This is a genomic window from Teichococcus aerophilus (genome assembly GCF_014490485.1).
Taxonomy (GTDB): Bacteria; Pseudomonadota; Alphaproteobacteria; order Acetobacterales; family Acetobacteraceae; genus Pseudoroseomonas; species Pseudoroseomonas aerophila.
Window position 1 is genome coordinate 1 of sequence record NZ_JACTVA010000021.1, and the last position, 25,875, is coordinate 25,875.

At 69.3% G+C, this 25,875-nt stretch carries 23 protein-coding genes; 8 read left to right on the forward strand and 15 right to left on the reverse strand.

The genetic code is table 11. The features are described from left to right. Positions 1–157 precede the first annotated feature (157 nt). Genes IBL26_RS12740 through IBL26_RS12750 form a run of 3 tightly spaced genes read right to left on the reverse strand, consistent with a single transcriptional unit; the run spans position 158 to position 4,695 of the window. Complete coding sequence (locus IBL26_RS12740) at positions 158–3,142, reverse strand: sarcosine oxidase subunit alpha family protein (protein WP_187784948.1); 2,985 nt, start codon at positions 3,140–3,142, stop codon at positions 158–160. Beyond that, positions 3,142–3,423, reverse strand: a complete 282-nt coding sequence (locus IBL26_RS12745; RefSeq protein ID WP_187784872.1) for a sarcosine oxidase subunit delta — start codon at positions 3,421–3,423, stop codon at positions 3,142–3,144. Before IBL26_RS12745 ends, IBL26_RS12740 begins: the two co-directional genes overlap by 1 nt. A gap of 12 nt (positions 3,424–3,435) precedes the next feature. Then, positions 3,436–4,695: a sarcosine oxidase subunit beta family protein gene (locus IBL26_RS12750; protein ID WP_187784873.1), complete on the reverse strand. Its 1,260-nt coding sequence runs from the start codon at positions 4,693–4,695 to the stop codon at positions 3,436–3,438. A gap of 102 nt (positions 4,696–4,797) precedes the next feature. Here IBL26_RS12750 and IBL26_RS12755 point away from each other — a divergent pair, with 102 nt between their 5' ends. Further along, positions 4,798–5,730 (forward strand): LysR family transcriptional regulator, encoded by a 933-nt coding sequence (locus tag IBL26_RS12755; protein ID WP_187784874.1) that lies wholly within the window; start codon positions 4,798–4,800, stop codon positions 5,728–5,730. Positions 5,731–6,009: 279 nt separating this feature from the next. Here IBL26_RS12755 and IBL26_RS12760 read toward each other — a convergent pair whose 3' ends face one another. Continuing rightward, positions 6,010–6,966, reverse strand: a complete 957-nt coding sequence (locus IBL26_RS12760) for a replication initiator protein A (protein WP_241749324.1) — start codon at positions 6,964–6,966, stop codon at positions 6,010–6,012. A gap of 901 nt (positions 6,967–7,867) precedes the next feature. Here IBL26_RS12760 and IBL26_RS12765 point away from each other — a divergent pair. Together IBL26_RS12765 and IBL26_RS12770 are read left to right on the forward strand one after the other, a co-directional pair. Next, positions 7,868–8,134 (forward strand): hypothetical protein, encoded by a 267-nt coding sequence (locus IBL26_RS12765; RefSeq protein WP_187784876.1) that lies wholly within the window; start codon positions 7,868–7,870, stop codon positions 8,132–8,134. 74 nt (positions 8,135–8,208) lie between these two features. Then, the gene (locus tag IBL26_RS12770) at positions 8,209–8,433 is read left to right on the forward strand and encodes a DUF4170 domain-containing protein (protein WP_187784877.1); all 225 of its coding nucleotides are present in this window, start codon (positions 8,209–8,211) and stop codon (positions 8,431–8,433) included. 308 nt (positions 8,434–8,741) lie between these two features. Here IBL26_RS12770 and putA read toward each other — a convergent pair whose 3' ends face one another. From putA to IBL26_RS12805, 7 genes are all read right to left on the reverse strand, one after another. Continuing rightward, positions 8,742–12,617 (reverse strand): trifunctional transcriptional regulator/proline dehydrogenase/L-glutamate gamma-semialdehyde dehydrogenase, encoded by a 3,876-nt coding sequence (gene putA, locus IBL26_RS12775; protein ID WP_187784878.1) that lies wholly within the window; start codon positions 12,615–12,617, stop codon positions 8,742–8,744. Positions 12,618–13,119: 502 nt separating this feature from the next. Continuing rightward, positions 13,120–13,344: a helix-turn-helix domain-containing protein gene (locus IBL26_RS12780; protein ID WP_367615425.1), complete on the reverse strand. Its 225-nt coding sequence runs from the start codon at positions 13,342–13,344 to the stop codon at positions 13,120–13,122. A gap of 5 nt (positions 13,345–13,349) precedes the next feature. Beyond that, positions 13,350–13,601, reverse strand: a complete 252-nt coding sequence (locus IBL26_RS12785) for a hypothetical protein (RefSeq protein WP_187784879.1) — start codon at positions 13,599–13,601, stop codon at positions 13,350–13,352. A 16-nt stretch (positions 13,602–13,617) separates the two neighbouring features. Beyond that, entirely contained in the window at positions 13,618–14,484 is an 867-nt protein-coding gene (gene minD / locus IBL26_RS12790) for a septum site-determining protein MinD (RefSeq protein ID WP_187784880.1), read from the reverse strand. A gap of 38 nt (positions 14,485–14,522) precedes the next feature. Further along, a complete protein-coding gene (gene minC / locus IBL26_RS12795; protein WP_241749327.1) occupies positions 14,523–15,212 on the reverse strand; it encodes a septum site-determining protein MinC in 690 nt (229 codons plus the stop codon). Positions 15,213–15,369: 157 nt separating this feature from the next. Continuing rightward, positions 15,370–16,062 (reverse strand): hypothetical protein, encoded by a 693-nt coding sequence (locus IBL26_RS12800; RefSeq protein WP_187784882.1) that lies wholly within the window; start codon positions 16,060–16,062, stop codon positions 15,370–15,372. Further along, the gene (locus IBL26_RS12805) at positions 16,059–16,418 is read right to left on the reverse strand and encodes a hypothetical protein (protein WP_187784883.1); all 360 of its coding nucleotides are present in this window, start codon (positions 16,416–16,418) and stop codon (positions 16,059–16,061) included. The genes IBL26_RS12800 and IBL26_RS12805 overlap by 4 nt, the downstream gene beginning before the upstream one ends. A gap of 151 nt (positions 16,419–16,569) precedes the next feature. On the opposite strand from IBL26_RS12805, the gene IBL26_RS12810 reads away from it, so the two are divergent. The 5 genes from IBL26_RS12810 (at position 16,570) to IBL26_RS12830 (ending at position 21,262) form a co-directional block, all read left to right on the forward strand. Next, a complete protein-coding gene (locus IBL26_RS12810) occupies positions 16,570–17,823 on the forward strand; it encodes a hypothetical protein (protein ID WP_187784884.1) in 1,254 nt (417 codons plus the stop codon). Positions 17,824–17,886: 63 nt separating this feature from the next. Next, complete coding sequence (locus IBL26_RS12815) at positions 17,887–18,285, forward strand: response regulator (protein ID WP_187784885.1); 399 nt, start codon at positions 17,887–17,889, stop codon at positions 18,283–18,285. A gap of 12 nt (positions 18,286–18,297) precedes the next feature. Continuing rightward, complete coding sequence (locus IBL26_RS12820; protein WP_367615424.1) at positions 18,298–18,930, forward strand: protein phosphatase CheZ; 633 nt, start codon at positions 18,298–18,300, stop codon at positions 18,928–18,930. A gap of 59 nt (positions 18,931–18,989) precedes the next feature. Next, positions 18,990–20,519, forward strand: a complete 1,530-nt coding sequence (locus IBL26_RS12825) for a flagellar hook-length control protein FliK (RefSeq protein WP_187784886.1) — start codon at positions 18,990–18,992, stop codon at positions 20,517–20,519. 56 nt (positions 20,520–20,575) lie between these two features. Next, positions 20,576–21,262, forward strand: coding sequence for a flagellar hook assembly protein FlgD (locus tag IBL26_RS12830; RefSeq protein ID WP_187784887.1), 687 nt, complete (start codon positions 20,576–20,578; stop codon positions 21,260–21,262). Between the two features lie 181 nt (positions 21,263–21,443). Here IBL26_RS12830 and IBL26_RS12835 read toward each other — a convergent pair whose 3' ends face one another. From IBL26_RS12835 to flhA, 4 genes are all read right to left on the reverse strand, one after another. Next, a complete protein-coding gene (locus tag IBL26_RS12835; protein ID WP_187784888.1) occupies positions 21,444–21,872 on the reverse strand; it encodes a flagellar basal body-associated FliL family protein in 429 nt (142 codons plus the stop codon). Between the two features lie 98 nt (positions 21,873–21,970). Beyond that, positions 21,971–23,047, reverse strand: a complete 1,077-nt coding sequence (locus IBL26_RS12840; RefSeq protein WP_187784889.1) for an EscU/YscU/HrcU family type III secretion system export apparatus switch protein — start codon at positions 23,045–23,047, stop codon at positions 21,971–21,973. Further along, the gene (locus tag IBL26_RS12845; protein ID WP_187784890.1) at positions 23,047–23,808 is read right to left on the reverse strand and encodes a flagellar biosynthetic protein FliR; all 762 of its coding nucleotides are present in this window, start codon (positions 23,806–23,808) and stop codon (positions 23,047–23,049) included. Before IBL26_RS12845 ends, IBL26_RS12840 begins: the two co-directional genes overlap by 1 nt. Before the next feature lie 3 nt (positions 23,809–23,811). Next, the gene (gene flhA, locus IBL26_RS12850; protein ID WP_187784891.1) at positions 23,812–25,875 is read right to left on the reverse strand and encodes a flagellar biosynthesis protein FlhA; all 2,064 of its coding nucleotides are present in this window, start codon (positions 25,873–25,875) and stop codon (positions 23,812–23,814) included.

A 25,875-nucleotide genomic window follows, 5' to 3' on the forward strand; every position in this document is an offset into this window, starting at 1 on the left:
CGCAGCCAGCGCCGCCGCCTGGCCGCGCCGCGCCGCCACGCTGGCCATGCGCCAGCCTGCTTCCTCGCGCAGCACGGCACCGGGGGCGCCCGTCGCGACGCCATGCCGGCCCGGCCGCAACAACCCGTCCAGCGGCGAGCGGGCAAGAAGAGCCAGGTCAGCCATGCAGGCGCACTCCTTCCGGATCGACGAAGACCGGCGAGACGATCTCTACCTCGATATCGCCGCCGCGCACCGGGTCCCAGGCCCGCACCACCTCGCCCAGCCGTTGCGGTCCGTGCGCGATCAACCCCAGCCCGATCCAGTGCCCCAGCGTGGGGGAGAAGGCGACGGAAGTCATGTAGCCCTGGTCATGCGCGGCGGTCTTCTCCGCCGCCAGCGGCAGGAAATGCGCGCCCGCCCGCAGCCGTGCCGCACGGTCCACCGGCCGGAAGCCCATCAGCACCGGCCGCGCCGGGTCCACCAGCCCCGGCCGCTGCGCCATCGCCCGGCCGAAGAAGTCCTTCTTCTTGGACATCATGCGCCCGAGGCCGAGATCCCCCGCCGTGGTCTGGCCGTTCAGCTCGTTGCCGGCGGCATGTCCCTTCTCCACCCGCAACACGCCCAGCGCCTCGGTGCCATAGGGGATGATGCCGAAGGGTGCGCCCGCCTGCATCAGCCGCCGCGCCAACGCATCGCCATACCGCGCCGGCACCGCGATCTCGTAGGCACGCTCGCCGGAGAAGGAGAGCCGGAACAACCGACCCGGCACGCCGCCGCAGACCGTCAGCTCGGCGCAGGACATGTAGGGGAAGGCCGCGTCCGAGACATCGAAGCCGGCATCGACGATCTTCTCCATCACCGCGCGGGACTGCGGCCCGGCCACCGCCAGCTGCGCCCATTGCTCGGTGACGGAGACGGTCTGCACATCCAGCTCCGGCCACAGCCATTGCTGGCAGAACTCCAGATGCTGGGCCACCTTGGCGGCATTCACCGTCGTCGTCGTCATGACGAAGCGGTCCTCGGCCAGCCGGGCGGTGGTGCCGTCATCCATCACCATGCCGTCCTCGCGCAGCATCACCCCATAGCGGGCGCGGCCGACCGGCAGATTCTTCCAGCTATTGATGTAGACGCGCTCCAGCAGCGTCGCCGCATCCGGCCCCTGGATGTCGATCTTGCCGAGGGTGGTGACATCGCAGATCCCCACCGCCTCGCGCACCGTGCGGGCCTCACGCGTCACCGTCTCCAGCCAGTCCGCCTCGCCCGCGCGGGGGAAGTACTGCGCCCGCAGCCAGTAACCGGTCTCGACGAAGACGGCGCCTTGCTCCTTCGCCCAGTCATGCGTCGGCGTCAGCCGGGTCGGCTTGAAGTCACGGCCGCGATGGTGCCCGGCCAGCGCCCCCAGCGCCACCGGCGTGAAGGGCGGGCGGAAGGTGGTGGTACCGGTGCGGGCGATGTCCTGGCCCGACAGCTCCGCCATCAGCGCCACGCCGTTGACGTTGGAGGTCTTGCCCTGGTCCGTCGCCATGCCCAGCGTGGTGTAGCGCTTCAGATGCTCGATGGAGCGGAAACCCTCGCGCTGCGCCAGGGCCACATCGGCATCGCCCACATCGTTCTGGTAGTCGACGAAGGCCTTGCCGCGACCACCGCGCACCCGCCACAGCGGCCGCACGGCCGTGCTCTCCTCCTCCGTCGCCGGCAGCGCCGGCAGGCTGGTCTGGAAGCCTGCATCCCCAGCCGCCTCGGCCCCCGCGCGGGCTCCCGCCGCCAGGCACTCGGCCAGCGAGAACGCGCCCGCCGCCGCGCCGGCCACGCCCATGCCGGGCGGCAGCCGCTCCGGCGGCAGGAAGGCGGCACGCGCCTCGTCCCATACCGGCTTGCCGCCGTGATGGGAGGTCAGGTGCACCGTCGGGCTCCAACCACCGGACACTGCCAGCAGGTCGCAGTCCAGCGCATGCCGCCGCCCGGCCGCGTCCGTCACCTCGACGCCGCGCAGACCCAGCCTGCCCTGCACCCGCGTCACCGCCCCGCCGGCGAACAGCGCCGCGCCCGCCGCTTCGGCCATGCGGCGCACCGCTTCCGATGGCTCGGCCCGCGCATCCACCAGCGCCACCACCGCCACACCCGCGGCGTGCAGGTCGGCCACGGTTCCGGTGGCGTCGTCGTTGTTGGCGAAGACCACCGCCCGCCGCCCCGGCGCCACGCCATAACGGTTGATGTAGCTGCGCACCGCGCCCGCCAGCATCACCCCCGGCCGGTCATTATCGCCGAACACCAGCGGCCGCTCGATCGAGCCCGCCGCCAGCACCTGCCGCTTCGCCACGATGCGCCACAGGCGCTGGCGCGGCTGGAACGGGTCCGGCACGGCCAGATGGTCCGCCACTCGCTCCACAGCGCCATAGGCGCCGTCGAACACCCCGAACACGCTGGTGCGGGGCAGGATGCGGCAATCCGGCGTTGCTTCCAGCTCGGCCACCGCTTCGCGCACCCAGTCCAGCGCCGGGCGGCCGTCGATCATGCGCCGGTCGGACAGCAACCGTCCGCCAAGCAGCGCATCTTCCTCGCACAGCACCACCCGTGCGCCGGACCGTACCGCCGCCAGCGCCGCCATCAGCCCGGTGGGGCCGGCGCCGACCACCAGCACGTCGCAATGCGTGGTGCATTTCTCGTAATGGTCGGGATCGTGCACGCCCGCCGCCCGGCCCAGCCCGGCGGCGCGGCGGATCAGCGGCTCGTACACCTTTTCCCAGAACGCTGCCGGCCACATGAAGGTCTTGTAGTAGAAGCCCGCCGCCAGGATCGGCGCGAAGAGCTGATTCACCCCCATCAGGTCGAAGCCCAGCGACGGCCAGCGGTTCTGGCTGACCGCTGCCATGCCCTCGAACAGCTCCGCCATGGTGGCGCGCGTATTCGGCTCCCGCCGTGCACCGCCGCGCAGTTCCACCAGCGCGTTCGGCTCCTCGGGCCCGGCGGAGAGGATGCCGCGCGGCCGGTGATACTTGAACGACCGCCCGACCAGCCGCACTCCGTTGGCCAGCAGCGCCGAGGCCAGCGTATCGCCGCGATAGCCGGTGTAGCCGCGGCCATCGAAGGTGAAGTGCAGCAGAGCGCCGCGATCCACCGACCCGCCCGTGCCCAGGCGGAACAACTGGTTCGCGCCCATCACGCCACGTCCCCGCCGCCGGCCAGCGCGACATCGCGCGCCGGCGTCACGGAAAAGATCTCATGTGTCCTCGTGTCGCGCTCCATCACCAGCCAGGCATGGCAGCCGGCGGCGTGGTACCACAGCTCCCGCTGCCGTCCGGCCGGGTTATCGCGCAGATAGACGTAATCGGCCCAGGCCTCCGGCGCCGCATCCGCCGCCGGCCGCCGCAACGTGGCATCGCCGTGATAGGCGAATTCCTCGGCGCCGCGCACGCCGCAATGAGGACAGTTGATCCGCATCGGCTCAGCTCCTCAATGCAGGTTCGGCTGCGCGCCGACACCCTTCTCGTCGATGACATGCCCGCTGGCGAACCGATCGAGCCTTAACGCCCGCGCCACCTCATGCGGCTCGTCCCGCGCCAGCAGATGCGCGAAGCACCAGCCGGAGGCCGGCGTCGCCTTGAAGCCGCCGTAGCACCAGCCGGCATTGAGATAGAGGCCCTCCACCGGCGTGCGGTCGATGATGGGCGAGCCGTCCATCGACATGTCCATCACGCCGCCCCATTGCCGCAGCAGCCGCAGCCGGCCCAGGCCCGGCATCAGCGCCATGCCGCCTTCGGCCACATCCTCCACCACCGGCAGGTTGCCGCGCTGAGCGTAGGAATTGTAGCCGTCGATATCGCCGCCAAACACCAACCCGCCTTTATCCGACTGGCTGACATAGAAATGCCCGGCACCGAAGGTGACGACGCCATCGACCAGCGGCTTGATCCCTTCCGAGACAAAGGCCTGCAGCACATGGCTCTCGATCGGCAGCCGCAACCCCGCCATGGCGGCGACGCGGGAGGAATTGCCGGCGCAGGCCAGCCCGATCTTCTTCGCTCGGATGAAGCCGCGCCCCGTCTCCACGCCGACAGCCCGCCCGGCCTCGACGCGAATGCCGGTGACCTCGCAATTCTGGATCATGTCGACGCCGCGCCGGTCCGCGGCGCGGGCATAGCCCCAGGCCACCGCGTCATGCCGCACCGTGCCGCCGCGCGGCTGCAGCAGCCCGCCCTGGATGGGGAAGCGGGCATTGTCGTAGTCGAAATGCGGGTACATGCGCCGCACCGCCGCCTGGTCCAGCAACTCGGCATCCACGCCGTGCAGCCGCATGGCATTGCCGCGCCGCGCATAGGCGTCGCGCTGGCCATCCGAATGGAACAGGTTCAGCACGCCGCGCTGGCTGACCATGGCGTTGTAGTTGATGTCCTGCTCCAACCCCTCCCACAGCTTCAACGAATGCTCATAGAAGGGGATGTTGCCCGGCAGCAGGTAGTTGGAACGGACGATGGTGGTGTTGCGGCCGACATTGCCGCTGCCCAGGTAGCCCTTCTCCACCACCGCCACGTTGGTGATGCCGTGCTGGCTGGCCAGGTACCACGCCGTCGCTAGCCCATGCCCACCACCGCCGACGATGACCACGTCGTACTCGGCCTTCGGCTCCGGCTCCCGCCACACCGGCTTCCAGCCCTGCTGGCCCCGCAGCGCCTGTGCCAGCACGGACACGATGGAATAGCGATCAGCCCACATCCCGAGACCCCACCTGCCCTGGCGTCCTCACCAGGTCCGGCTCAGCCTAGGCAGCGCGCCGGCCAAGGCCCATATAGGATTTTCCTATACTCCGGCCGTCCCATGTCCGACCTCGCCGCCCTGCCCTTCGACCTGCGCGCCCTGGAAGTGTTCCTGGCCATCAGCGAGGCCGGCAGCATGGTCGCCGCCGCCCGCCGCCTCGGCATCACCCAGCCCTCCGTCTCCCAGACCGTCACGGAGATGGAAGCGCGCATCGGCGTGAAGCTGTTCGACCGGCAGATCCGCCCCATCGGCCTGACCGCGGCCGGCGCCCTGCTGCGCCAGCGCGCCAGCATGCTGCTGGCCGAAGCCCGGCAGATCGGCCCCATGCTGCGCCGGGTCGGCGAAGGCCGTCTGCCCTTCCTGCGCGTCGGCCTGGTCGACTCGCTCAGCCGCGCCCTTACCCCCACCCTCGCCGGCTTCCTGGCCGAAGTCGCTGAGCAATCCTCCCTGCTCTCCGGCCTCACCGCCAACCACACCGCCGGCCTCATCACCCGCCAGCTCGACCTCTTCCTCGGTGCCGAGGAGGTCGAAGACGCCGAAGGGCTGGAACGCCACTTGCTGCTGCAGGAAGCCTACATCCTGCTCGCTCCCGCCACCCTGCCGCCCCCCACCAGCGTGGAAGACCTCGCCACCCTCGCCGCCCGCCTGCCCCTGGTCCGCTTCAGCGCCCGCTCCCGCACCGGGCTGGAAATCGAACGCCACCTCCGCCGCCTGCGGCTGGACATCCCCCGTCACCAGGAATTTGACACTCCCCTCGGCGTCGCCGCCGCCGTCGCCGCCGGGCTCGGCTGGGCCATCACCACCCCCCTCTGCATGGCCGAAGCCGCCCTGCCGGAGGATGGCACCACCCACTGCCACCCCCTCCCCGGCCCCACCCTCAGCCGCAAGCTGGTCCTCATCGCCCGGCAACGGGAGATGGGAGACCTGCCGCGCCGGCTGGCGGGGCTTTGCCGGGACGCGCTGGGGGGTGTGGGGGAGGCAGGAGACAGGTGAAGGCTGGGGAAGGAATTCCCCATCAAACCTACAGGTTTGATCCTTCTTTTCTTTTTTCGAGTTTTTCGGGCGTGGCTGCTGGAGGGCGCAGTCTTGGGAGACGGCTGGGTGCGCCGGAGGTCCTGGACCTCCGGCGACTGACGGCTCAGCCCGCGTGACCCATTATTAAAATCATCAGGCAGCGCGCGCCCTCAGTCCTGAAGCGCTTCGCAAAACTCGCGGAAGAAAGATGGGGTCCGGGGAATTCCTTCCCCGGCCTTTCTTGTCACCATCCCGACCTTAAGCGGCCGGCAGCAGCGAAGGCTCGGTCTCCGGCAGTTCCAGATCGTCTTCTTCCAGCACTGGCATGGTTTCGAGCGGCGCCAGGGTGGTGACGTTGCTGGTGGGGTAGAAGGCGACCATCCAGGCCTTCAGGGGCGTCTGGCCGGCCGGCTTAGGGAAACCTTTGTCGAGCGAGCGGCGCAGGCGCGGGTCGATCAGCGCGATGCCGAAATCCGGCAGGCTGCGCTTGTGGGTGGAGTAGGCGGCGAGTTCCGCCTTGAATCGGCGCAGGTCCTGCGTGGTGCCGACGCGGTTGCGCAGCTTGGACAGGTTCATGCGGAAGCCGCCGGGCGGGCCGCTGCGGGCGATCTCGTACAGGCGCTTGGCGACCGGCGGCAGCTCGAAATATTTCGGGCTGTAGGTCAGGAAGTGCTTGTCCAGCACCATGGCGCGAAACAGCCAGGCACAGAGCGTCAGCTCGACGGCGCGCATCTGCTTCTGGCCGTCTTTGCCGCGGCGGTAGAGGATCTTGTATTCGTCCAGCCAGCCGAAGCCACGATCCTCGCCTTCGCCACCCGTCTCGATATTGGTGCGAATGAAGGTCGATTTCAGCCGGGCGAGGGATTCTTCCAGCCGCTCGTAGGCGGAGCCGCCGGGGGTGGTGCCGGTGGTGATGAAGAAGTCATGCGCGGTGAAGGTGATGCGCGGCTGTGGGCGCTCACCACGGTTCAGCTTGTCGGCGATCAGGGATGCCGAATAGACCAGCAATTCCTTGTCCCAGATCGAGGCGACGCCGTGCTTGGTGCCGACCACTTCGATCCAGGCCTTGCCGTCGTCGTAGCGCGGCAGCTCCGTCTCCTTCTCCCGGCGGAGGGAGAAGAAGTTGTACCGCATGGTGTTACGGTCGCCCTTGACCTTGCCCACCAGGGGGCTGTCGGTCGGGCCGAACTCGAAGGTCTGCTGCTGATCGTCCATCGATTCGCGCATCCTGTCTTCACGCGGCTGCCTGCTGCGGGACGGTTTTGGCGAAGCCGGCAGCCGGATACCAGCGTGACGGACAGGTTGTCGGCGTGGCGACGAGTTTTTATGGCTTTGGACTCGTCGTGACGCCGACATAACTTCGTCGCGACGCCGACAGCCCCAGTGTGGCGCAGGAGAATCGGCGAACCGCCAAGTTATCCACAGGCGCTGGCTCGTCGTGACGCCGACACCCTGCCAGGCCGTCGTCGCCACGCCGACAGAGACTCGATGTTTGGCCGACGCAGACACGGCGCCACGGCGACGCGATCTCGTCGCCCCGCCGACGCAGACTCGTCGCGAGGCCGACGGGAAAAGGGGTTATCGCGCTGAAATCAAACGGGAATTCAGGCACTATAACTCTGTGACTCTATGACCTTGTGATTCTTTGACTCAGATTCAAAAGGCCAAGGGACGTTACGAGAGACCGGTCCCGCAAGCCCCATCCAGGGACGCCCTTGGCGCGGAAACGCCCTGAAAAGCCATGTCGGCAAAAAGACGAGCCGAGTCAGCGGGATATCGGGCGATTTTATCAACGTATGGTTGATAGACATGGGCTGCGCGAGGGAAAGATTTCGCGTTTGGCAGCTTCGCCCCCAGACTCGTCTTTACGGCGACACCCTTGGCTGAAGAGCCCTCCTCGATACCGCTCATGGACAGGGATTTCTCAAGTCGATACAGCCTCGTAGAGGCATTGAGAGAAACATGCTGGAGGCCCCGCTTAGGCTTAGCCAGACGAGCCACCGCAAAATACCATGGGAAATTAGCGGTTCTGAAACCCTCGTTTTCTATGATCCAGCTGTCGGCCTGAAAGGCTGAAGGTTCCGCTTCCGCGGCCAGATCCATACGGGAGAATCCCATGACCCCTGCGCGCCTCCTCGGCCCACTCACCATGCTGGCCGGCGTCCTGTTCTACGGCTCCTCCTACAGCATCGAGGGTCAGGTCGACCCCTTCGCCATCCAGGCCGCGCTCGCCCTGTTCGCCGCCGGGGCCATCCTGGCGTTGGCGGCCCGGCATGAGCTTGTCATGTCCTGGCTGCGTAGCGTCCTCCCGCAGAAGGAGGGCGATTTCTCCACCGCCCCCCCTGCCCGCCGGGTCACAATCCGCATACGTTGCCACCGCTGAGAAAACCCCAGCAGCAAGACCCATCGGCATGACCGCGCCAGCCCCTTGGCCCGCCTTGCAGGAAGAGGACGACAATGAGCAATTCCACGAACAACCGCGAGATCTGGGTGGTCTGGGGAGGCATCTTCCGCGACACCAGCTTCCAGGAGCTCGAGGCAGGGACAGAGGAATTGCTCGGTCCGTTCCATTCCGCCGAAGCCGCCGAGAAGGCGTGGCTGGAGCGGATGCGCCGCATGGTGGACATCGCCTCCCACCGCCTGTTCGTCATGAAGGCGACGTCCGAGAGCAAGGCCGGCTGAAGCGCGGGCGGGGTGGCGGCCGGCTGGCGGCCATCCTCGCCGCCGGGCGGACCCTGCTCGCGCGTTTTCAGCCTCGTCGTTACGCCGACTCCTCCGCCCGGGCCGCCGCGCTCGAGCATGTGCTGGAGGAGATGACGGATCGCGTCGCCCGGGCCGAACTGGCCGCCGAGCGCGAGACCCGCCGCGCCAGCCAGGAAGCCGGACGCGCCCAGGCCGCCGAAGCCGCGCTTATCCGCCTGCAGGATACGCTGGACCACCTGCGGGCGCGGGACCGGCAAGCCTCCGAAGAAGCCCGCCAGCCCCTGGTATCAGCCGATCGACATCAGGCTCGCATTGCCGCCCGCCGCCGCCGTGTTGGTGCTGACCGAACGCTCGCTGAGCAGCAAGTCGAGCGGATAATCCTCCATACCGGCCGCGAGACCGGCGGGACTGGCACCGAAGACCGGAAGGATCGCACCCTCCTGCCGGGCCAGCCGCACCGAGAGGTCGCGTAGCGCGTCGCTATCGCCCTCGAACAACGCGGCATCGGCGCTGCTGCCGTCAGGGCCTGACAGCAGCGTCACCATCTCGGCCAAGGCAGCGGGCAAGCCGGCCAGCAACTCACGCACCGGTGGCTCGGCCCAGACCAGCGCCTTGTTGCCGGTGGCCAGCGCCGCACCGACCTGCGCATAGGCACCGAAGGCCGAGCATGGCAGGCACAGCAACGATCCCTTCGGTTCCAGCCGGTACAGATTTGTCTCGCCAACCGGCCCGGGCAGTTCCAGCCGCAAGCCAAGCCGGCTGTCGCGGGCGTAGTCGACACACCGCGCGGCCGCCGCCTGCTCGCCACGCCCTTCCAACCAGCTCCGCCAGCTCTCCAGCGCCGCCAAAGGCGTGGGCGCCGGCGGCAGGCCGGTATCGGCCGGGCGCAGGGCCAGTAGGCGGCGCAGATACAGCGGCCCGCCCGCCTTGGGCCCGGTGCCGGACAGGCCGTGGCCCCCGAAGGGCTGCACGCCGACCACGGCGCCGATCAGGTTGCGGTTGACGTAGACATTGCCCGCCTGCACCCGGGCGGTCAGCCGGGCGATGGTCTCGTCGATGCGCGAATGCACGCCGAAGGTCAGGCCGTAGCCGGTCGCGTTCACCGCCTCCAGCAACGCGTCCATCCGGTCCCGGCGGAAGCGCAACACATGCAGCACCGGGCCGAACACCTCCCGCTCCAGGTCGGACAACGCACCGATCTCGATCAACGTGGGGGCGGCGAAGGTGCCGTGGCGGCAGGCATCCGGCAGCTCCAGCGCATGCACCGCATGGCCGCGCTCCCGCATGGCGGCGATATGCCCCTCCAGGTTCCGCTGCGCCTCGGCGGTGATGACCGGGCCGATATCGGTGGAGAGCCGGTCGGGGTTGCCGACCGCCAGCTCCGCCATGGCGCCCTTCAGCATGGTCAGCACCCGGTCGGCCACATCCTCCTGCACGCAGAGCACACGAAGCGCGGAACAACGCTGGCCGGCGCTGTCGAAGGCCGAGGCCAACACATCGCCCACCACCTGTTCGGCCAGGGCGGAGCTGTCGACGATCAATGCGTTTTGCCCGCCGGTCTCGGCGATCAGCGGAATGGAACGCCCCTCCGGGCTCAGCCGCTCCGCCAGCTGCCGCTGGATCAGCCGCGCCACTTCGGTGGAACCGGTGAACATGACGCCACGGGTCCGCGCATCCCCCACCAGCGCCGCGCCGATCTCGCCGGCGCCTGGCAGTAATTGCAGCACGGCACGCGGGATGCCGGCCTCGTGCAGTAGCCGGACGGCCGTGGCGGCGATCAGCGGCACTTCCTCCGCCGGCTTGGCCAGCACTGGGTTGCCCGCCGCCAGCGCCGCGGCCAGCTGCCCGGTGAAGATCGCCAGCGGGAAGTTCCACGGGCTGATGCACACCACCGGGCCGAGCGGCCGATGCGTGTCGTTGTCGAATTTCTGCCGGATCTCGGCACCGTAGTAGCGCAGGAAGTCGACGGCCTCGCGCACCTCGGCGATGGCGTTGGGCAACGACTTGCCGGCCTCCCGGACGATGATGCCGAGCAGCGACGGCATGCGCGCTTCCATCAGGTCGGCGGCACGCGCCAGGCAGGCGGCGCGCTCCTCCGGCGGCGTCGCCTGCCAGATGGGGGCAGCATCCACCGCCTGGGCCATGGCGGCATCGACCAGCTGCGGCGTCGCCAGCACCACCCGGCCGACGATGTCGCGATGGTCGGCGGGGTTGCGGACCTCGGCGGCGGCACCATCCCGCTCGCCATCGCCCAGGATCGGCGCGGCGCTCCAGGACGCATCCGCGCCGGCCAGCAAGGCGGCAGAGAGCGAGGCCAGCCGCTGTTCGTTCGACAGGTCGAGCCCGGCCGAGTTGCGCCGCTCCGCTCCCAGCAGGTCCCGCGGCAGGGCGATGCGCGGATGCGGCGCTCCGACCGGCACGATGGCCGCGGCCTCCTCCACCGGGTCGCGGATCAGCGCCTCCACCGGCACATTGGCGTCGCCGATGCGGTTGACGAAGGAGGAGTTGGCGCCGTTCTCCAACAGGCGGCGCACCAGATAGGCCAGCAGCGTCTCATGCGTGCCGACCGGCGCGTAGATGCGGCAGGGCCGGTTCAGCCTGACGCGGCCGACGACCTCCTCATAGAGCGGCTCGCCCATGCCGTGGAGGCACTGGAACTCGTACTGGCCGACATAGAAATTCTCGCCCGCCATGGCATGGATGGTGGCCAGCGTCCGCGCGTTGTGCGTGGCGAATTGCGGGAAGATCGCGTCCGGCGCCGCCAGCAGCTTGCGGGCGCAGGCGATGTAGGACACATCCGTGTGGATCTTGCGGGTGAAGACCGGGAAGCCCTCCAGCCCGTCCACCTGGGCGCGCTTGATCTCGCTGTCCCAGTACGCGCCCTTCACCAGCCGCACCATCACCCGGCGGCCGCTGCGGCGGGCGAGGTCGATGATGAAGTCCAGCACATGCGGCGCGCGCTTCTGGTAGGCCTGCACCACGAAGCCGACGCCGTTCCAACCCGCCAGGCGCGGGTCGAAGCACAGCGCTTCCAGCAGGTCGAGCGACAACTCCAGCCGGTCGGCTTCCTCGGCATCGATGTTCAGGCCGATATCGTATTGCCGCGCCAGCAGCGCCAGGGTGGTGACGCGCGGTAGCAGCTCGGCCATCACCCGGTCCCGCTGCGCGCGGGCATAGCGCGGATGCAGGGCGGAAAGCTTAATGGAAATACCGGGGCCTTCGTAGATTCCGCGCTTGCCGGCGGCCTTGCCGATGGCATGGATCGCCTGCTCGTAATCCGCGTGGTAGCGGTCGGCATCGGCGGCGGTGGTCGCCGCCTCGCCCAGCATGTCGTAGGAATAGCGGAAGCCCTTGGCCTCCATCTTGCGGCTATTGGCCAGCGCTTCCGCGATGGTCTGGCCGGTGACGAACTGCTCGCCCATCATCCGCATCGCCATGTCGACGCCCTTGCGGATCACCGGCTCGCCACCCCGGCCGATCAACTTGGTCAGGGCGGAGGACAGCCCGGCCTCGCTGCTGGTCCCGGTCAGCTTGCCGGTGACGACCAGGCCCCAGGTGGCGGCATTGACGAACAGCGAGGGCGAGTGGCCGACATGGCTGCGCCAGTCCCCCGTGCTGATCTTGTCGCGGATCAGCGCATCGCGCGTCGCCCGGTCCGGAATGCGCAGCAGCGCTTCCGCCAGGCACATCAGCGCCACCCCCTCCTGGCTGGACAGCGAGAATTCCTGCACCAGTCCTTCGACGCCGCCGCGCCGTGGCTTGGCCCGCAGCGCCTCCACCAACCGGCGGGCCAGATCCTGCGACTGCGCCGCCTGGGCCGCCGGCAAGGTGGCATTGCTGATCAGCAAGGGCAGGCACTCTTCTTCCGGCCGACGATAGGCGCTGGTGATGCGGGCGCGCAGCACGGTCTGCGGCTGAACCCCCTGGGCGAAGTCCAGGAAGGGCTGCGGCGAGACGTCGGTTGCACCCTCCTCCTCCAGCTGAAACACCGGGCCGCCATCATCGGCATGGCCGAGGCTCGCGCCCCGATCCAGCCGGTCCAGCGCCAGCAGAAGCGCTTGCTTCACAATCCAATGCGGCGTCCGCCCCTGGGCCTCGGCCGCGGCCTTGAGGCGGGCGCGCAGTGCGTCATCCACCTTGAGGCCGATTGTCGTGCTCGCCATGGCCAGGGTCTCCTGCTCTCTCGCCCAGGCAGCATGGTTAACCCAAATTTGAATAGGTGCAACCGGTTCGATGGTGTGGGTTGCACCTTTGTGCGTTCGCTTCTGGAGGAAGGCCAGGGGAGAAGGAATTCTCCCCCCGACCACCTCTCCTTTTCGTCTGTCAGCCTGAGAGGCGCGGGGGGCGAGGTGGGGGCTGGGCGAGAGAGGGCGTGGCCGGCCTGAAACCGAAACTCGGCAGCACGACCGTCCCGATTCAGCGCGCGGCGCGATGCGCGCGATCACAGCAAGGCCCGCAGAATACTCCATGAGCGCGCCCTGACTGTCCGCAGCCAGGGGTCCGCGACGTATAAGCTGGAGCACCAAGCCTCCAGCCTTCCCAGGAACGCCGGGAACCACAGCGGCCACGCACCTCCAGGTTCGGGGCCGCTTCGTCGTTCTGGCACAAGCTGCATCAGGCGTCGGCTGCGCGGTGGAGCGGCGGCGGAAACCCGCCGCCGCTCCACTATCCGGCCACCCCTACCGACCCATCCCGCCGGAACACGGCACCGCGCCCGGCCAGGATGCCCTGCACCTTCACCAACGTGCGGCTGGTGACATTGCCCTCGCTCTCGATCCGGCTGAGGGTGTTGACCGATATCCCGGCAATGGCGGCGAGTTCCCGCAGGGTCATTCCCAGGGCCGCGCGCGCCATCCGGCACTGCGAGGCCGTCATCAGCATGGCGGCCACTTTGTTCAACGCCCCGGCGTCAGGTCGATTTCGATCTCCCGCACCTCCAGGCGTGGCGAGGTGCCGATCCGCACCCGGACCTGCCCTCCCCTGGCCAGGCGGCGGATCTCGCGCAGGCAGGCATCCTGGATGCGCTGGGTGATATCCTCACCAAAATTCGCAAGACGGTCGCGACCGATCTGGGCGCGCAGCCGCGCGGCGGCGAGGCTGGCCGACTTGCGGCGATGGTGGATCAGGCTGATCAGAGCGGCGGCCATATGAGGGTTCCTGGGGTCAGGCGTGGCGGAACAGCCGGCGCAGCAAACCGCGCTGCGCCGTTTCCGTCAGGGCGGAAAGGAATCCGGCACCCGCCATCTGCGGGGCACGGTAGGACTGGGCGATGCCGTGGCGGGTCTCGGCCAGGAAGCTCCTGGCGGCGGCCCGGTAGGCGCGGCCGGCATCGGTCTTGCCGTCCAGGCTCGCCGGGCGGCCGGCATTGGAGGATCGCAGCACGCTGTCGCTCTCCGGCACCACCGCCAGCAGCGGCATCACCAGAATGTCCTGGATGGTCTCCAGGGACAGCATCTCCCCCTTCCTCACCCGCTCCTCGCTGTAGCGGGTGACGACCAGGTGCTCCCGCACCGGGGACAGGCCCGCCTGCGCGCGGCGGGAACGGGCGGCGATATAGCCCATGATGCGGTCGGCATCGCGGACCGAGGTCATCTCGGGGTTGCAGACGACGATGGCATGGTCGGCATGATGCAGCGCCATCATCGCGCCGTGCTCGATGCCGGCGGGGCTGTCGCACAGGATGTAGTCGAACTCGCCGCGCAGCAGGTTCATCACATGGTCGATGGCCTCATGCGTCAGTTCCTCCTTGTCCGCGGTCTGCGACGTGGCGAGCAGGAACAGGTTCGGCACCCGCTTGTCGCGCACCAGCGCCTGGGAAAGGTTGGCGGTGCCATGCGCCACATGCAGGAAGTCGTACACCACCCGCTTCTCCACCCCCATGACGAGGTCGAGGTTGCGCAGGCCCATATCGAAATCCACCACGCAGACGCGGTGGCCTTCCAGCGCCAACGCGGCGCCGAACGCGGCGGTGGTGGTGGTCTTGCCCACACCCCCTTTGCCGGAGGTAACGGTGATGACGGTCGCGGACATCGGGATTCTCCCTGAGGTCGGTTGCGGGTGGAAGCGGGTCAGGGCAGCGGGCCGAAGCGTAATGCGCCATCGGCCAGGCTGATCTGGGCCGGGCGCTTGGCCCAGCCGGCGGGGAAGTCGTCGGCGCCGAGATACAGCCCGGCGATCGACACCAGCTCCGCATCGAAGATTTTCGCAAAGATGCGGGCAGAGGCATCGTCGCCCAGCCCGGCGCTGGCCGAGCCCCGCAGCGTGCCATAGACGTGGATGCAGCCATCGGCGAGCAACTGTGCCCCGGGCGAGACCGAATGCAGTACGATCAGGTCAGCCTCCGCCGCATAGATCCGCTGGCCGGAGCGCACCGGCTCGGAGACGATCACCGGCGGCCGGCGGATGCGCTCCGCGGACAGGTTCTGTCGCGGCTCGGCCTCCATCACCCGGCCCAGGCCGCTGGCCAGCGCGGCCTGCTCCACCTCGGCGGAATGTGCCTTGAAGGCGGCGGGCACCAGGCCGCGCTGGCGCAGCAGCGCCACGGCATCCGCCACCCGGGGGGCGGAGCTGGCGGGCAGCGCGGTCAGGTCCAGGATCGCCGGCGTGTGCCGGAACAGCCCGGCGGTCGAAGCCAGCCGCGCCGTCAGCGCCTTGTCCAGCTCCTGCACCGCGACATCGGCGATCTCGACGGTCAGGAAGGGGTGCACCTTGCCGCGCAGGCGCAGCGGAGTGTCGGTGGAGGCTGCCGGTCGCGGCATGGAGATCGTCATGGTCAGGCCCGCCTTCTGTCGGAATCCGCCGGTGGAAGCACTGCGCCACCGGTTCCAGACGCCCGCGTTTCGCGGACCACACCGGGATACGCGGGCTTGGATTTTTTCGCAAGACTTTTCATTTTTCGCCCAACAAACGGATCGCTCAGGCGGCACGGAGGGTGAGCGGCGGCGCGGCGGTCCCCAGCCCGTCCAGTTGCCACAACGCCCGCGCCATCCACAGCCGGAACATGCCCTGCCGCTCGCCGAACGGCCCATCCAGCCGCGCCTGCGCCACGGGCAGGCAGCGCCCTTCCACCTGCGCCAGGGCAGCCCGCCGCAGCGCGGCACGCAGGATTCCGGGCGCTTCCCCCCAACCGGGAAGCCCGGCGGCGGCGGCGAAGGATTCCAGGCTGCAACGGGGCGCCAACGGCGGCTCGGCCGCGCCCTCCGGCAACGGTCGCAGCCGGGTGCCGTCCCACACCAGAAGCTGCAGGTCATGGCGCGGCGCGCCGGCCGGCACGACGAAGCCCGGCACCTCACCGGCTTCCAGCCGCAGGATGCTACCGAGCCAGCTCAGCCCCGCGGCCAGCAGCACTGGGCATGGCGGCAGGCTGCTGGAGACCAGCAGGCGCACCGCGCCATCCTCCTGCACGATGCGGGCGCCGCTGGTCGCGTGGTCCAGGCTCTCCCCGGTCAGCAGCTGTGTCGCCTCGGGGTGACGGAACAGCGCGTGGTCCGGCGTCCGGCGCGGCGCCCTGCCAGACAGCAGGGCGACCAGCGCTTCGGCATCCTCCAGCGGCAAGGGATGGCGCAGCGTCGCGGCCAGCTCCAGCCGGGCATCCCGGCGGCGGATCATGCCGCGCCCCGCCCGGCCAGGCGCAGCCGGCGCTCGGCGGCGGCCAGCGCGGCATCCACCGCAGCCGGGTCCGCCGCCACCTGCTGGCGTTGCAGGCTCAGCGGCGGCTCGTCATGCGGGTCATCCTCGATCAGCACGGCCTGCAGCGGCCGGTCGGCCCGCAGTTCGGCGAACAATCCTTCCCTGTAGTGCACGACCACGCGTGGCAGATGGCCGGCCGGGCTCAGCAGCCCCTCCAGCGCGTCCAGCGCCTGCTCGAATTCCTCCTCGCTGGCTTCGGCCTGCACGAGGTCGAGGATGTCACGGCCATCGAGGACAAGGCAGGCCTCCCCGGGGGCACGACGGCTGATCTCCATCCGGCTTCTCCTGATCTGGTTCCAACCGCTGCCGGTGGTGCCACGCTCAGGCCAGGGCACACAATAGTTTTTCGCATAAGTATGCTCTCGTTTTCGTGATTGACGCCGCCGCGCCACGGTTCGATACGGCAGGAACGCTGGAGGCCCCCGTATGCCGCACTTGCCCCATCAGGACGGACCGCTGGCCCGGGTTGCCAGCTACGACCTGGCTTCTCCCGCCGGGCTCGCGCTGCTGCGGCGCTTTGACGCCCAGTTCCATCGTTTGCCCGTAGCGGCACGGGACGCGGCGGTGCGCGGCCTGCAACTGGCCCTGCCGCTGGCGGCCCGGGCCCAGGGACTGCTGGTGTTGCCGGGCGGCGCCCTGGCATGGCGGGACGGCGAATCGGTGCTGGTCGGAGACCCCGCATCAAGTGTCGGCGTCACGACGAGCCGGGAGGCCTTGCAGAAGGCCGTATCCGACCAGTCCGGCACATTCTTCATCCAGCATGGCAAGAATGGCCTTCAATTGGGTCACGATTCGGTATTTTTCGGCCAATCCGCCACCTGGGCCCCTCAAGCGTCCCTTTACGCCGACATCTTGCCCGCACTGGCCGAGTGGCGGGGCCCGGCGATGATTCACTGGCACGACACCGGCGCCGCGGTGTGGGAAATGGTGCCCGCCCCGCCGCCGCTGGCCCTGGCCGTCAGCCTGGTGGGCGAGGCGCTGGAAGCCGGGCCGCCGCTACCGCGCTTCGTCTGGTCGGTCGCCGGCAGCGACGAGTGCTTCCAGCACCTCTCCTCCGGCCTTGCTGCGCATCTGGACGAATGGCTGGCACCCGAAGTCAGCGATGCATTGCGCTTCGCCCTGATCGCCCATTGGACCGATGGCGAGGACAGTGTCGCCAGCCGGTTGGCCGATGGCCTCGGCTGGCTGCCGCGCGCCTTCGCCGCCGACCCCGGCCGCCCCGCCAGCCTGGACATGCTCACCCACTGGCCCCGCGCCGCCGCCGCCTTGCCGCCGCACGCCGCCCTGCTCGGGCTCGCCGTCGCCGAGGCGGGCGAGGCCTGGAGCCCGCAGCTGCGGCGCGACTTCCTCGCCGCCCTCCGCGCTGAATGGCCCGCCGCCGCCCTTCTGGCCGAATCAGGCAGCGCGGCCCCGACGCCGCTGGATACGCTGGCGGCCGATCGCATGGTCCGCGCCGGCACCCCTGCCCTGGCGGCGCTAGCCCCCCTCGATGTCATCGACACGCCCCAGGGATTGTTGCGCCGGGCCGACTCCGTGGCGCTGCGCCTGGGCGCCCCCGTGTTGCTGGCGGTGCCGGCCTGGGGTCTGTGCCACCAGCTGGACCCGGCCGGGCTGCGTGTGCTGGGCAATGGCGCCGCCTACGGGCTTGGCGCCGGGCTGGAGGCGTTCGAGGCCGAATAGCTGCCATTCATTAATTTTCGCATGAGGCTCAGGAAGCGCTTGCGAAAAAAAACGGGATCGGGAATGTTGGCCACGCCCGCATCAGAAGGGGACCGTGGCGTGAAGATTTTGGTGGTGGATGACTACCCGACGATGCGTCGGATCGTGCGAAACCTGTTGGACCAGATTGGCTTCAAGGATGTCGAGGAGGCCGGCAACGGCGCCGAGGCGTTCGAGAAGATCAAGGTGTCTCGCTACGATATGGTGATCTCGGACTGGAACATGGAGCCCATGACGGGGCTTGAGCTGCTGAAGCATGTCCGTGCCGATGCCGCGCTGTCGAAGACGCCGTTCATTATGGTGACGGCGGAAAGCAAGACGGAGAACGTCATCGCGGCCAAGCAGGCCGGCGCCTCGCAGTACATCGTCAAGCCGTTCACGGCTGAGACGCTGAAGGCGAAAATCGCCTCTGTCGTGGGCTGAGAGGGGCGCGCGGTGACCGTGGCCCCCCAAGCCCAGCCGGCGCCCGAGAAGGGCCTGGCGCGTATCGCCGGTCATGTCGCCGCGATTTCAGGCGAGGTGGACCGGCTGCTCGGAATGCCCATGGGCACCGCGGAGGATGGTGACCGCCTTAGCCAGGTGATGGCGGAGATGCAGGGGATGTCGAAGCTGCTCGCGGATACGCGGGCCGAGATCGTGCATCTCTCGCCGCCGCCCACCGGGCTGGGCGACACGCTGGATGCCGTGGTGGACGAGACCGAGCAAGCCGCCATGGAGATCATGAAGCAGGCCGAGCGTGCGCAGGCGGCGTCCGGCCGGCTGACCAGCGGCGCCTCCACCGACACCAAGGCCGACCTGGCCGAGGTGGACGATGCGGCGACCTGCATCCTGATGGCCTGTGCCTTCCAGGACATTACCGGCCAGCGCATCCGCAAGGTGCTGTCGGCGATGCGCTCCGTCGAGGAACGCATCGCCACGCTGGTGGCACTGATGGGCATCCGCCAGGAAGACCTGCCCCAAGATGCTGGCGGCGCGCCGGCCGGCTCCGATGCCGCCTTGCTGAACGGCCCTAGTTCCTCCGCCGAGGGCGGGCTGGGCCAGAATGCGGTCGACGATCTGTTCAACTGAGACCATGCCCGCCGCCGATCCCGGCGGCGGCCTTGCATCACGAAGCCAGGAAGAATGTCATGGCGCTTTCGGTCGGCACTGAACTGGCCGCCCTGCTGTTGGGCGCCAATGGCGCGGAGGCCGGCCCGCGCCGTGCCCCCGGCGGCCCCACTGCCGCCCTACCGGGCGCGGATGTCCTGCCCGGCTTCGCCGACCTCCTGGCCGCCGCGACGGCGGGCGAGGCTGGGGTAGCAACCGCGCCTGCCGTCATGCCCCAGCCCGGGGCCGAGGCGCCAGCGCCGCCCACCGCCATTCGCCCCAAGCCCGCCATGCCCGCGGCCATGCCATGGGACGCCCTGGCCGCTGCCGCCGAGGCGGCGGATGGCCTGGCGGCGCCGTTCCAGTGGCCCGGCAATGCCCAGCCCGCCCCTGCCCTTGTGCCCGAATCCCTGGCCAGCGTGGCCGAGGACGCTGAACTGCCGACAGAGCCGGCGATGCCTGAGGTGGCGCAGGATGTGCCGCTGCCGCTCGCCATTCCCGTCGCGCCTGCCATGCCTGTTCAGGCTGCCCGGCCTCCTGCGAAAACGCAGCAAAGCGCGACGCTTCCACTGTCGCTCACAACCGAAGCGCCGCTTGAGCCGCAAACGCCTGAGGCCAAGTCCGCATCATTCGCGCTTCCCTCGTCTCCGGAACAGAAGCCTGGGCTGGAGACGCTGGCCACAGCCGACCTGCGCCCCAGCCTTCAGCCGTCCGCGGCGACCCCTGAAACCCCCGCCGCAGGCCAATCCATCGCGACGCCGCAGCCTGCTGACGCCTCGCCCGCGGCGCCGGTGCAGGACGGGAACCAAATCGTTGCGGCCATGGCCACCTCCGTCGCGCCGCGCCCGATCGAGGCCAGGCGCGGCGATACCGCCGCGGCGCCCACACGGCGCGCCGAGACCTCGGCCGAGAAGGCGGTGCCCATCCCGCTGCAGCCCGTCGAGGCCTCCGATCCGGTCCTGGCCGCCACGGCGTGGAAGGAGATGCCGGCAACGCCGCGCGAGTCCGACGCCAAGGGCGCCACATCCTCCGCCCTTGCCCCAGCCGTCGAGCCGGAGCTTCCGGCCGCGGCCCCGCCCGCCATCAGCTTCGAGGCGCAGCGCCCCGCCGAATCCGCCCGCCCGGTAGCCGCAGCGGCCGTGCCTCTGGTGCTGCGGCCCCACCAGGTGGCGGAGGCCGGCCAGCAGATCGTGCTGCGGACCAGCCAGGCGGCAACGGAAGGCGTGGAGACCATCTCGGTCGATCTGCGCCCGCCGGAACTGGGGCGCGTCGAGGTGCGGCTGACTTTCCGCGAGGGCACCGTGCAGGTTTCCATGACCGCCGAGCGGGTGGAAACCTACGAGGCCTTCCGCCACGACCGGGCCAGCCTGGAACAGCAGATGCAGCAGGCCGGCCTGCAACTCGGCAGCGGCGGACTGGATCTCCAGCATGGCCGCCTGCCGCCGCGCGAGGGCGGCGAGCCGGAGCGTCGCACGGCGCAGGCCGCCGAACTGGCGGCCGATGATGCCGCCGATGACACGCTGGCCCCCCTCCGTCCCCGCTCGGACAGCCTGATCGACCTGATCGCCTGATTCAGGGTCTGGATGCCTGACCCTGCCCCGACGCCCCTCTTGCAGGATTTCTTGCCATGGCCACGACCGGCATTGCCGCCACCAGCAGCGTCACCGGCGCCAACACCGCGGCGCCGACGACCAGCCTCAGCAGCTCCAGCCAGGATTTCGACCGGTTCCTGAAGCTGCTGACGGCGCAGATGAAGTACCAGGACCCGATGCAGCCGACGGACCCGACGCAGTTCGTGGCGCAGCTCGCCCAGTTTTCCCAGGTGGAGCAGCAGACCAAGAGCAACACGTTGTTGAATTCCATCCTGGAACAGGTCAGCGGCGCCGGCAGCCTGTCGCAGAATGCAGCACTGATCGGCAAGAGCGTGCAGACCGCCGTCAGTGGCCTGACCCTGCCCGCCAGCGGCAATGCCGCGCCGGTGACGGTGACGGTGCCCAGTACCAGCAGCCTGAAGAACCTGCGGATCGAAGTGCTCGACAGCAACAACAACGTGGCCCGCACGGTCGCCGCCGCCAAGGGCGAGACCACCTTTACCTTCGATGGCAAGGACGCCAACGGCAACCGCATGGCGGCCGGCAGCTACGCGGTGCGCGTGGTTGGCGAAGACGCCAGCAATGTCCGCCAGAGTGCCGGCAGTGTCAGCAGCGCCGGCAAGATCTCTGAAGTCCGGCGCGATACCAGCGGCCAGTTCGTCCTGGCGCTGGAGAACGGCAACACCGTCAGCATCGACAATGTCGCACGGCTGACGCAGTAGCACGCCGCGTCGGCGGTCTCCGGGGCGCAGGGTCTCTTCGCGGCACGGGTTCGGCACGAAGCGCCGGGCACCCGCCGCACCGGGCCAGACCGCCGACGAGCCAGCGCAGATGCGCCGCCAGGACCGGCCTGCAAGCGCAGCCGTCGGGGGCCGCCGGAGCGCGGCCCCCGCGCGCTTCGTCTCAGCTGTGCAGCAGCCGCGTGATGACCACGTCGCGCAGGCCTTCCTCGCGGATCTGGGCGAGGCTGTCATACAGGCTGTCCCGCAACAGGCTGGGATCGGTCTGCCCCGGGCGCAGCTGGTTCCGCTCCGACATCGCCATCAGCCGCCGCAGCACCGCCTGCCGCAGCAAGGGCGAGACTTCCTTGAAGCCCTGGGTCTCCTCGCTGCGCGTCTCCAGCGTCACGGAGACGACGACATAGGCCATGCGCCGGCCGGAGCTCGGCAGGTTCACGGTGAAGTCGCCCAGCGGGACGAATTCGAACTCCTTTTTCGCGGCTTCCGCCGCCTGGGCGCCGGCAAGCGGCGCCAGCACCGAAGCGGCCGTGGCAGCCAGCGCGACCTGGCGCAGGCGAAGGAGAGAGGCGCGGCGCGAGTACAAAGTCGGCATGGGGGATCACTCCGGGTTGTGGGCGCGTGCTGAATTTCGCAGCGCACCATGCCGGCGTCAATCAGTTTGTCTCTTTTTCTGCGACACAGCGCGGATTTCTATCCGCCGTGCTTCAGACCCTTCTGCGCCCAGACGACGCCGATCACCTTGGCCACCGCCTCGAAATGCTGCGGCGGGATAATGTCGCCAACCTCGACGGAGGCGTGCAGCGCCCGCGCCAGCGGCCGGTCCTCAATCACCATGACGCCGGAGGATTGCGCCAGCTCACGGATGCGCTTGGCCAGCGCATCGACGCCCTTGGCCACGCAGACCGGCGCATCGTCCTGCCCGCGCTCGTAGCGCAGGGCGACGGCGTAGTGGGTCGGGTTGGTCAGCACCACCGTGGCGGTCGGCACGTCGGCCATCATGCGCGCGCGGGACGCCTGGCGCTGCCGCTTGCGGCGCGCCGCCTTCACATGCGGGTCGCCCTCGGTGGAGCGGTTCTCCTCCCGCATCTCCTGCACCGTCATCCGCTGCCGGCGGGCGTATTCGAAGCGCTGGAAGCTGATGTCGATCGCCGCAATCACCGCTGCCACCAGGGTGACGGCGAACAGCACCGCCACGATCATCCGCGTCAGGATGCCCGGAAAGGCCGCCGGGTCCAGCGCGGTCATGCCGATGCTCTCGTCGAACAACGGCCGGCCGACCACCCAGCAGGCCAGGGCCACGGTCATGGCCTTCAGCGTGTTCTTGCCGAATTCGAACAGCGCTTTCAGCCCGAACATCCGCTTCAGTCCGGCCATGGGCGAGACGTGGGACCATTTCGGCGCCAGCCGCTCCGTGGTCATCACCAGCGTATTCTGCATCAGGTGCGGCAACAGCGCTCCCACCACCAGCAGGCCGAACACCGGCAGCAGGGCCACCGCCATCGCCTCGATCGCCGCATGGGCCGCGGCGCGGTAGCCCTGCCCGGTCAGTTCCAGGAACGCATCAGGCTGCTCGATCAACGGCAGCAGGATCTCCCCCACACGCCGCGCCGCCAGCCCGCCGGCGAGGCCGACGGACAGCAGCATCGCCGCATACAACCCGACATTGGAGCCTTCCTTCGAGGCGGGGACGTCACCCTTACTGCGCGCCTGCTCCAGCTTGCGGTGGGAGGCGTCGAGGGTTTTTTCCTGGCCGCTATCCTCGGCCATCAGCGCGCCAGCACGAAGACATCGGCATAGGCGCCGAGCAGTTCCGAGACGATGCCGGGCGCCGTCAGTGCCATCAGCTGCAGCCCGGCCAGCAACAGCGCCGGCGCGCCGATCATGAAGACCGGCATGGCCGGCATGGCGCGGTTGATGCCGGCCATGCCCAGATTGAACAGCATCGCCAACGCCAGGAATGGCATGGAGAACTGTATGGCCAGGCGGAAGGATTGTGCCGCCATGGCCGTGATCGCCTCGGCCGAGCCCGCCAGCGGCGGCGGGGCGCCGAGCGGCACCATGGCATAGCTCTCCGCCAGGGCGCGCAGGCCGGTATGGTGGCCCTCCACCGTGAACAGCACCGCCAGCCCGCCGGCATAGAGCGCGGCGCCGAGGATGGCCGAGCTGTCATTGCCCATGCCGAAGATGAAGGCGTTGCCGAGGCCGATGCTCTGGCCGATCACCTGCCCCGCTGTCTGGATGGCGGAGAGCAGCAGGCGGGAGAGTGTGCCCAGCAGCGTGCCGGTCGTCACCTCCATTCCCACGGCGAAGACGATGCTCCAGATGCCGGGCACCGGCACCGCCGGGCCCGCCAGCGGGGCGATGCACAGCGCCGCCGCCATCCCAGCGAGCACGCGGATGCGCACCGGCACCGCGTGCTCGCCGAAGCCCGGCAGCAGCATCAGCGCCGCCGAGATACGGCAGAACACCAGGGCCAGCCGGTAGATCTCGGCCGGCAGCCAGGTGGCCAGGGGAAGCGCGGTCTCCAAGCGTCAGATCTGCCCGACGGTGCGCAGCTTGGCGCGCTGGTGCACCTCGGCATGCGAGATCACGGCGATGGTCGGGTTGATGCGCTCCACCAGGTGCCGCACGAACGGCCGCACCTGCGCCGAGGTCAGCACCGCCGGCCAGTCGCCCTTGGCGGCGGCCTCGGCGATGCGGGTGCGCGTCAGCCCCACCAGGTCCTGGATCTTGCTCGGCGCCATGGCGAAGCTGCGGTGGTCGCCTTCCTCATGGATGGCGGTGCCGACCTCCTGCTCCCATTCGGGGGACAACAGGATGGCGGTGATGTAGCCATCCTCCTGCGCCAGGCCGCGGCAGATCTGCAGGGACAGCCGCTGCCGCACATGCTCGGTCAGCATGGAGACGTTGCGGGTGAAGCCGGCGGCCTCGTGCAGTGCTTCCAGGATCAGCGGCAGGTTGCGGATGGAAACCCGCTCCGCCAGCAGCGTCGCCAGCACCTTCTGCACCGTTGCCAGCGGCAGGATGGCGGGGATGAGGTCGGAGACCAGCTTCTGCTGGTCCTTCTCCAGCCCATCCAGCAGCTTCTGCGTCGCCGCATAGCCCTGCAGCTGGGACATGTAGCCCTTCAGCACTTCGGAGAGATGCGTGGTCAGCACCGTCTCCGCATCCACCACGGTCAGGCCCTGCGCCAGGGCGCCCTCGCGCAGATGCGGCTCGATCCAGCGGGCGCGGATCTTAAAGCTGGGCTCCTGCGTGTCGATGCCGGGCACGCCGATCTCCTGCCCGCCCGGCGCGAAGGCCAGCAACTTGCCGAGCATCAGCGCCTCCCGCGCGATCTCGACGCCCTGGACCTGCACCGAATACTCGCCGGAGCCGAGATCCATGTTGTCCTTGATTCGCACGGCGGGAAGGATGAAGCCGAACTCCAGGCCGAAGGCGCGGCGCAGCTTCTTGATCTTCTCCGTCAGACTGCCCTGCCGGCCAGACGTCAGCGACACCAGCCCCATGCCGAGTTCCAGCCGCACGTCATCCACACGGATCAGCTCGGCCATGGATTCCTCGCGCGGCGCAGCATCAGGCGTCGCGTCCTCGGCCGCTGCGGCGACGGCGCGGCGCTGCACGGCGCGATGCGCGAACCAGCCACCCCCGGCCGACAGCGCCGCCAGGGCGATGAAGGGCAGGAACGGCAGCCCCGGCAGCACCGCGAACAGCGTGGACAGCCCCGCCGCCAGATAGAGAGGCTTCGGCTGCGCCCCGAGCTGGCTGATGAACGCCTTGTCGGTGGAGCCGCGCACGCTGCCCTTGGAGACCAGCATGCCGGCGCCGACCGAGACGATCAGCCCGGGGATCTGCGAGACGATGCCATCGCCGATGGCCAGGGTGACGTAGTTGCCGGCCGCTGCTTCCAGGTTCATCCCATGCCGCAGCGTGCCGACGACGATGCCGCCCAGCACGTTGACGACGGTGACGATGATGGAGGCGATGGCATCGCCGCGGACGAATTTGGAGGCGCCGTCCATGGCGCCGAAGAAGCCGTTCTCGTCCTCCAGCTCCCGCCGGCGGCGCTTCGATTCGGCATCGTCGATGACACCGGCGGCAAGGTCGGCGTCGATCGCCATCTGCTTGCCCGGCATGGCGTCCAGGCTGAAACGCGCCGCCACTTCGGCGATGCGGCTGGCGCCCTTGGTGACGACGATGAAGTTCACCACAATCAGGATGGCGAAGACGATGACGCCGATGATGAAGTCACCGCCGACGACGAAGCTCGCGAAGCCGTGGATGACGCTGCCGGCGGCGTCCAGCCCCTGGTGGCCATGCGCCAGGATCAGGCGGGTGGTGGCCAGGTTCAGCGCCAGCCGCAACAGCGTCGCCACCAGCAGCACGGTGGGGAAGACGGAGAAATCCAGCGGCCGCTCGATCCAGATGGCGACCATCAGGATCAGCACGGAGAGAGTGATGGAGGTAGCCAGGCCGAGATCGACCAGCCAGCTCGGCATCGGCAGCACCAGCACGGCCAACAGCAGCACCATGGCGGCGGCGAAGACCAGATCCTGGTGGCCGATGGCCCGGCGCAGGCGCGTGAGGAAGCTCAT

What these genes read in the sequence shown, in the direction of transcription:
- IBL26_RS12740 (WP_187784948.1), bottom strand. Translation starts at nt 3,142, where the DNA reads ATGGGCGCGAACCAGTTGTTCCGCCTGGGCACGGGCGGGTCGGTGGAT.
- IBL26_RS12745 (WP_187784872.1), bottom strand. Translation starts at nt 3,423, where the DNA reads ATGCGGATCAACTGTCCTCATTGCGGCGTGCGCGGCGCCGAGGAATTC.
- IBL26_RS12750 (WP_187784873.1), bottom strand. Translation starts at nt 4,695, where the DNA reads ATGTGGGCTGATCGCTATTCCATCGTGTCCGTGCTGGCACAGGCGCTG.
- IBL26_RS12755 (WP_187784874.1), top strand. Translation starts at nt 4,798, where the DNA reads ATGTCCGACCTCGCCGCCCTGCCCTTCGACCTGCGCGCCCTGGAAGTG.
- IBL26_RS12760 (WP_241749324.1), bottom strand. Translation starts at nt 6,966, where the DNA reads ATGGACGATCAGCAGCAGACCTTCGAGTTCGGCCCGACCGACAGCCCC.
- IBL26_RS12765 (WP_187784876.1), top strand. Translation starts at nt 7,868, where the DNA reads ATGACCCCTGCGCGCCTCCTCGGCCCACTCACCATGCTGGCCGGCGTC.
- IBL26_RS12770 (WP_187784877.1), top strand. Translation starts at nt 8,209, where the DNA reads ATGAGCAATTCCACGAACAACCGCGAGATCTGGGTGGTCTGGGGAGGC.
- putA (WP_187784878.1), bottom strand. Translation starts at nt 12,617, where the DNA reads ATGGCGAGCACGACAATCGGCCTCAAGGTGGATGACGCACTGCGCGCC.
- IBL26_RS12785 (WP_187784879.1), bottom strand. Translation starts at nt 13,601, where the DNA reads ATGGCCGCCGCTCTGATCAGCCTGATCCACCATCGCCGCAAGTCGGCC.
- minD (WP_187784880.1), bottom strand. Translation starts at nt 14,484, where the DNA reads ATGTCCGCGACCGTCATCACCGTTACCTCCGGCAAAGGGGGTGTGGGC.
- minC (WP_241749327.1), bottom strand. Translation starts at nt 15,212, where the DNA reads ATGCCGCGACCGGCAGCCTCCACCGACACTCCGCTGCGCCTGCGCGGC.
- IBL26_RS12800 (WP_187784882.1), bottom strand. Translation starts at nt 16,062, where the DNA reads ATGATCCGCCGCCGGGATGCCCGGCTGGAGCTGGCCGCGACGCTGCGC.
- IBL26_RS12805 (WP_187784883.1), bottom strand. Translation starts at nt 16,418, where the DNA reads ATGGAGATCAGCCGTCGTGCCCCCGGGGAGGCCTGCCTTGTCCTCGAT.
- IBL26_RS12810 (WP_187784884.1), top strand. Translation starts at nt 16,570, where the DNA reads ATGCCGCACTTGCCCCATCAGGACGGACCGCTGGCCCGGGTTGCCAGC.
- IBL26_RS12815 (WP_187784885.1), top strand. Translation starts at nt 17,887, where the DNA reads ATGTTGGCCACGCCCGCATCAGAAGGGGACCGTGGCGTGAAGATTTTG.
- IBL26_RS12825 (WP_187784886.1), top strand. Translation starts at nt 18,990, where the DNA reads ATGGCGCTTTCGGTCGGCACTGAACTGGCCGCCCTGCTGTTGGGCGCC.
- IBL26_RS12830 (WP_187784887.1), top strand. Translation starts at nt 20,576, where the DNA reads ATGGCCACGACCGGCATTGCCGCCACCAGCAGCGTCACCGGCGCCAAC.
- IBL26_RS12835 (WP_187784888.1), bottom strand. Translation starts at nt 21,872, where the DNA reads ATGCCGACTTTGTACTCGCGCCGCGCCTCTCTCCTTCGCCTGCGCCAG.
- IBL26_RS12840 (WP_187784889.1), bottom strand. Translation starts at nt 23,047, where the DNA reads ATGGCCGAGGATAGCGGCCAGGAAAAAACCCTCGACGCCTCCCACCGC.
- flhA (WP_187784891.1), bottom strand. Translation starts at nt 25,875, where the DNA reads ATGAGCTTCCTCACGCGCCTGCGCCGGGCCATCGGCCACCAGGATCTG.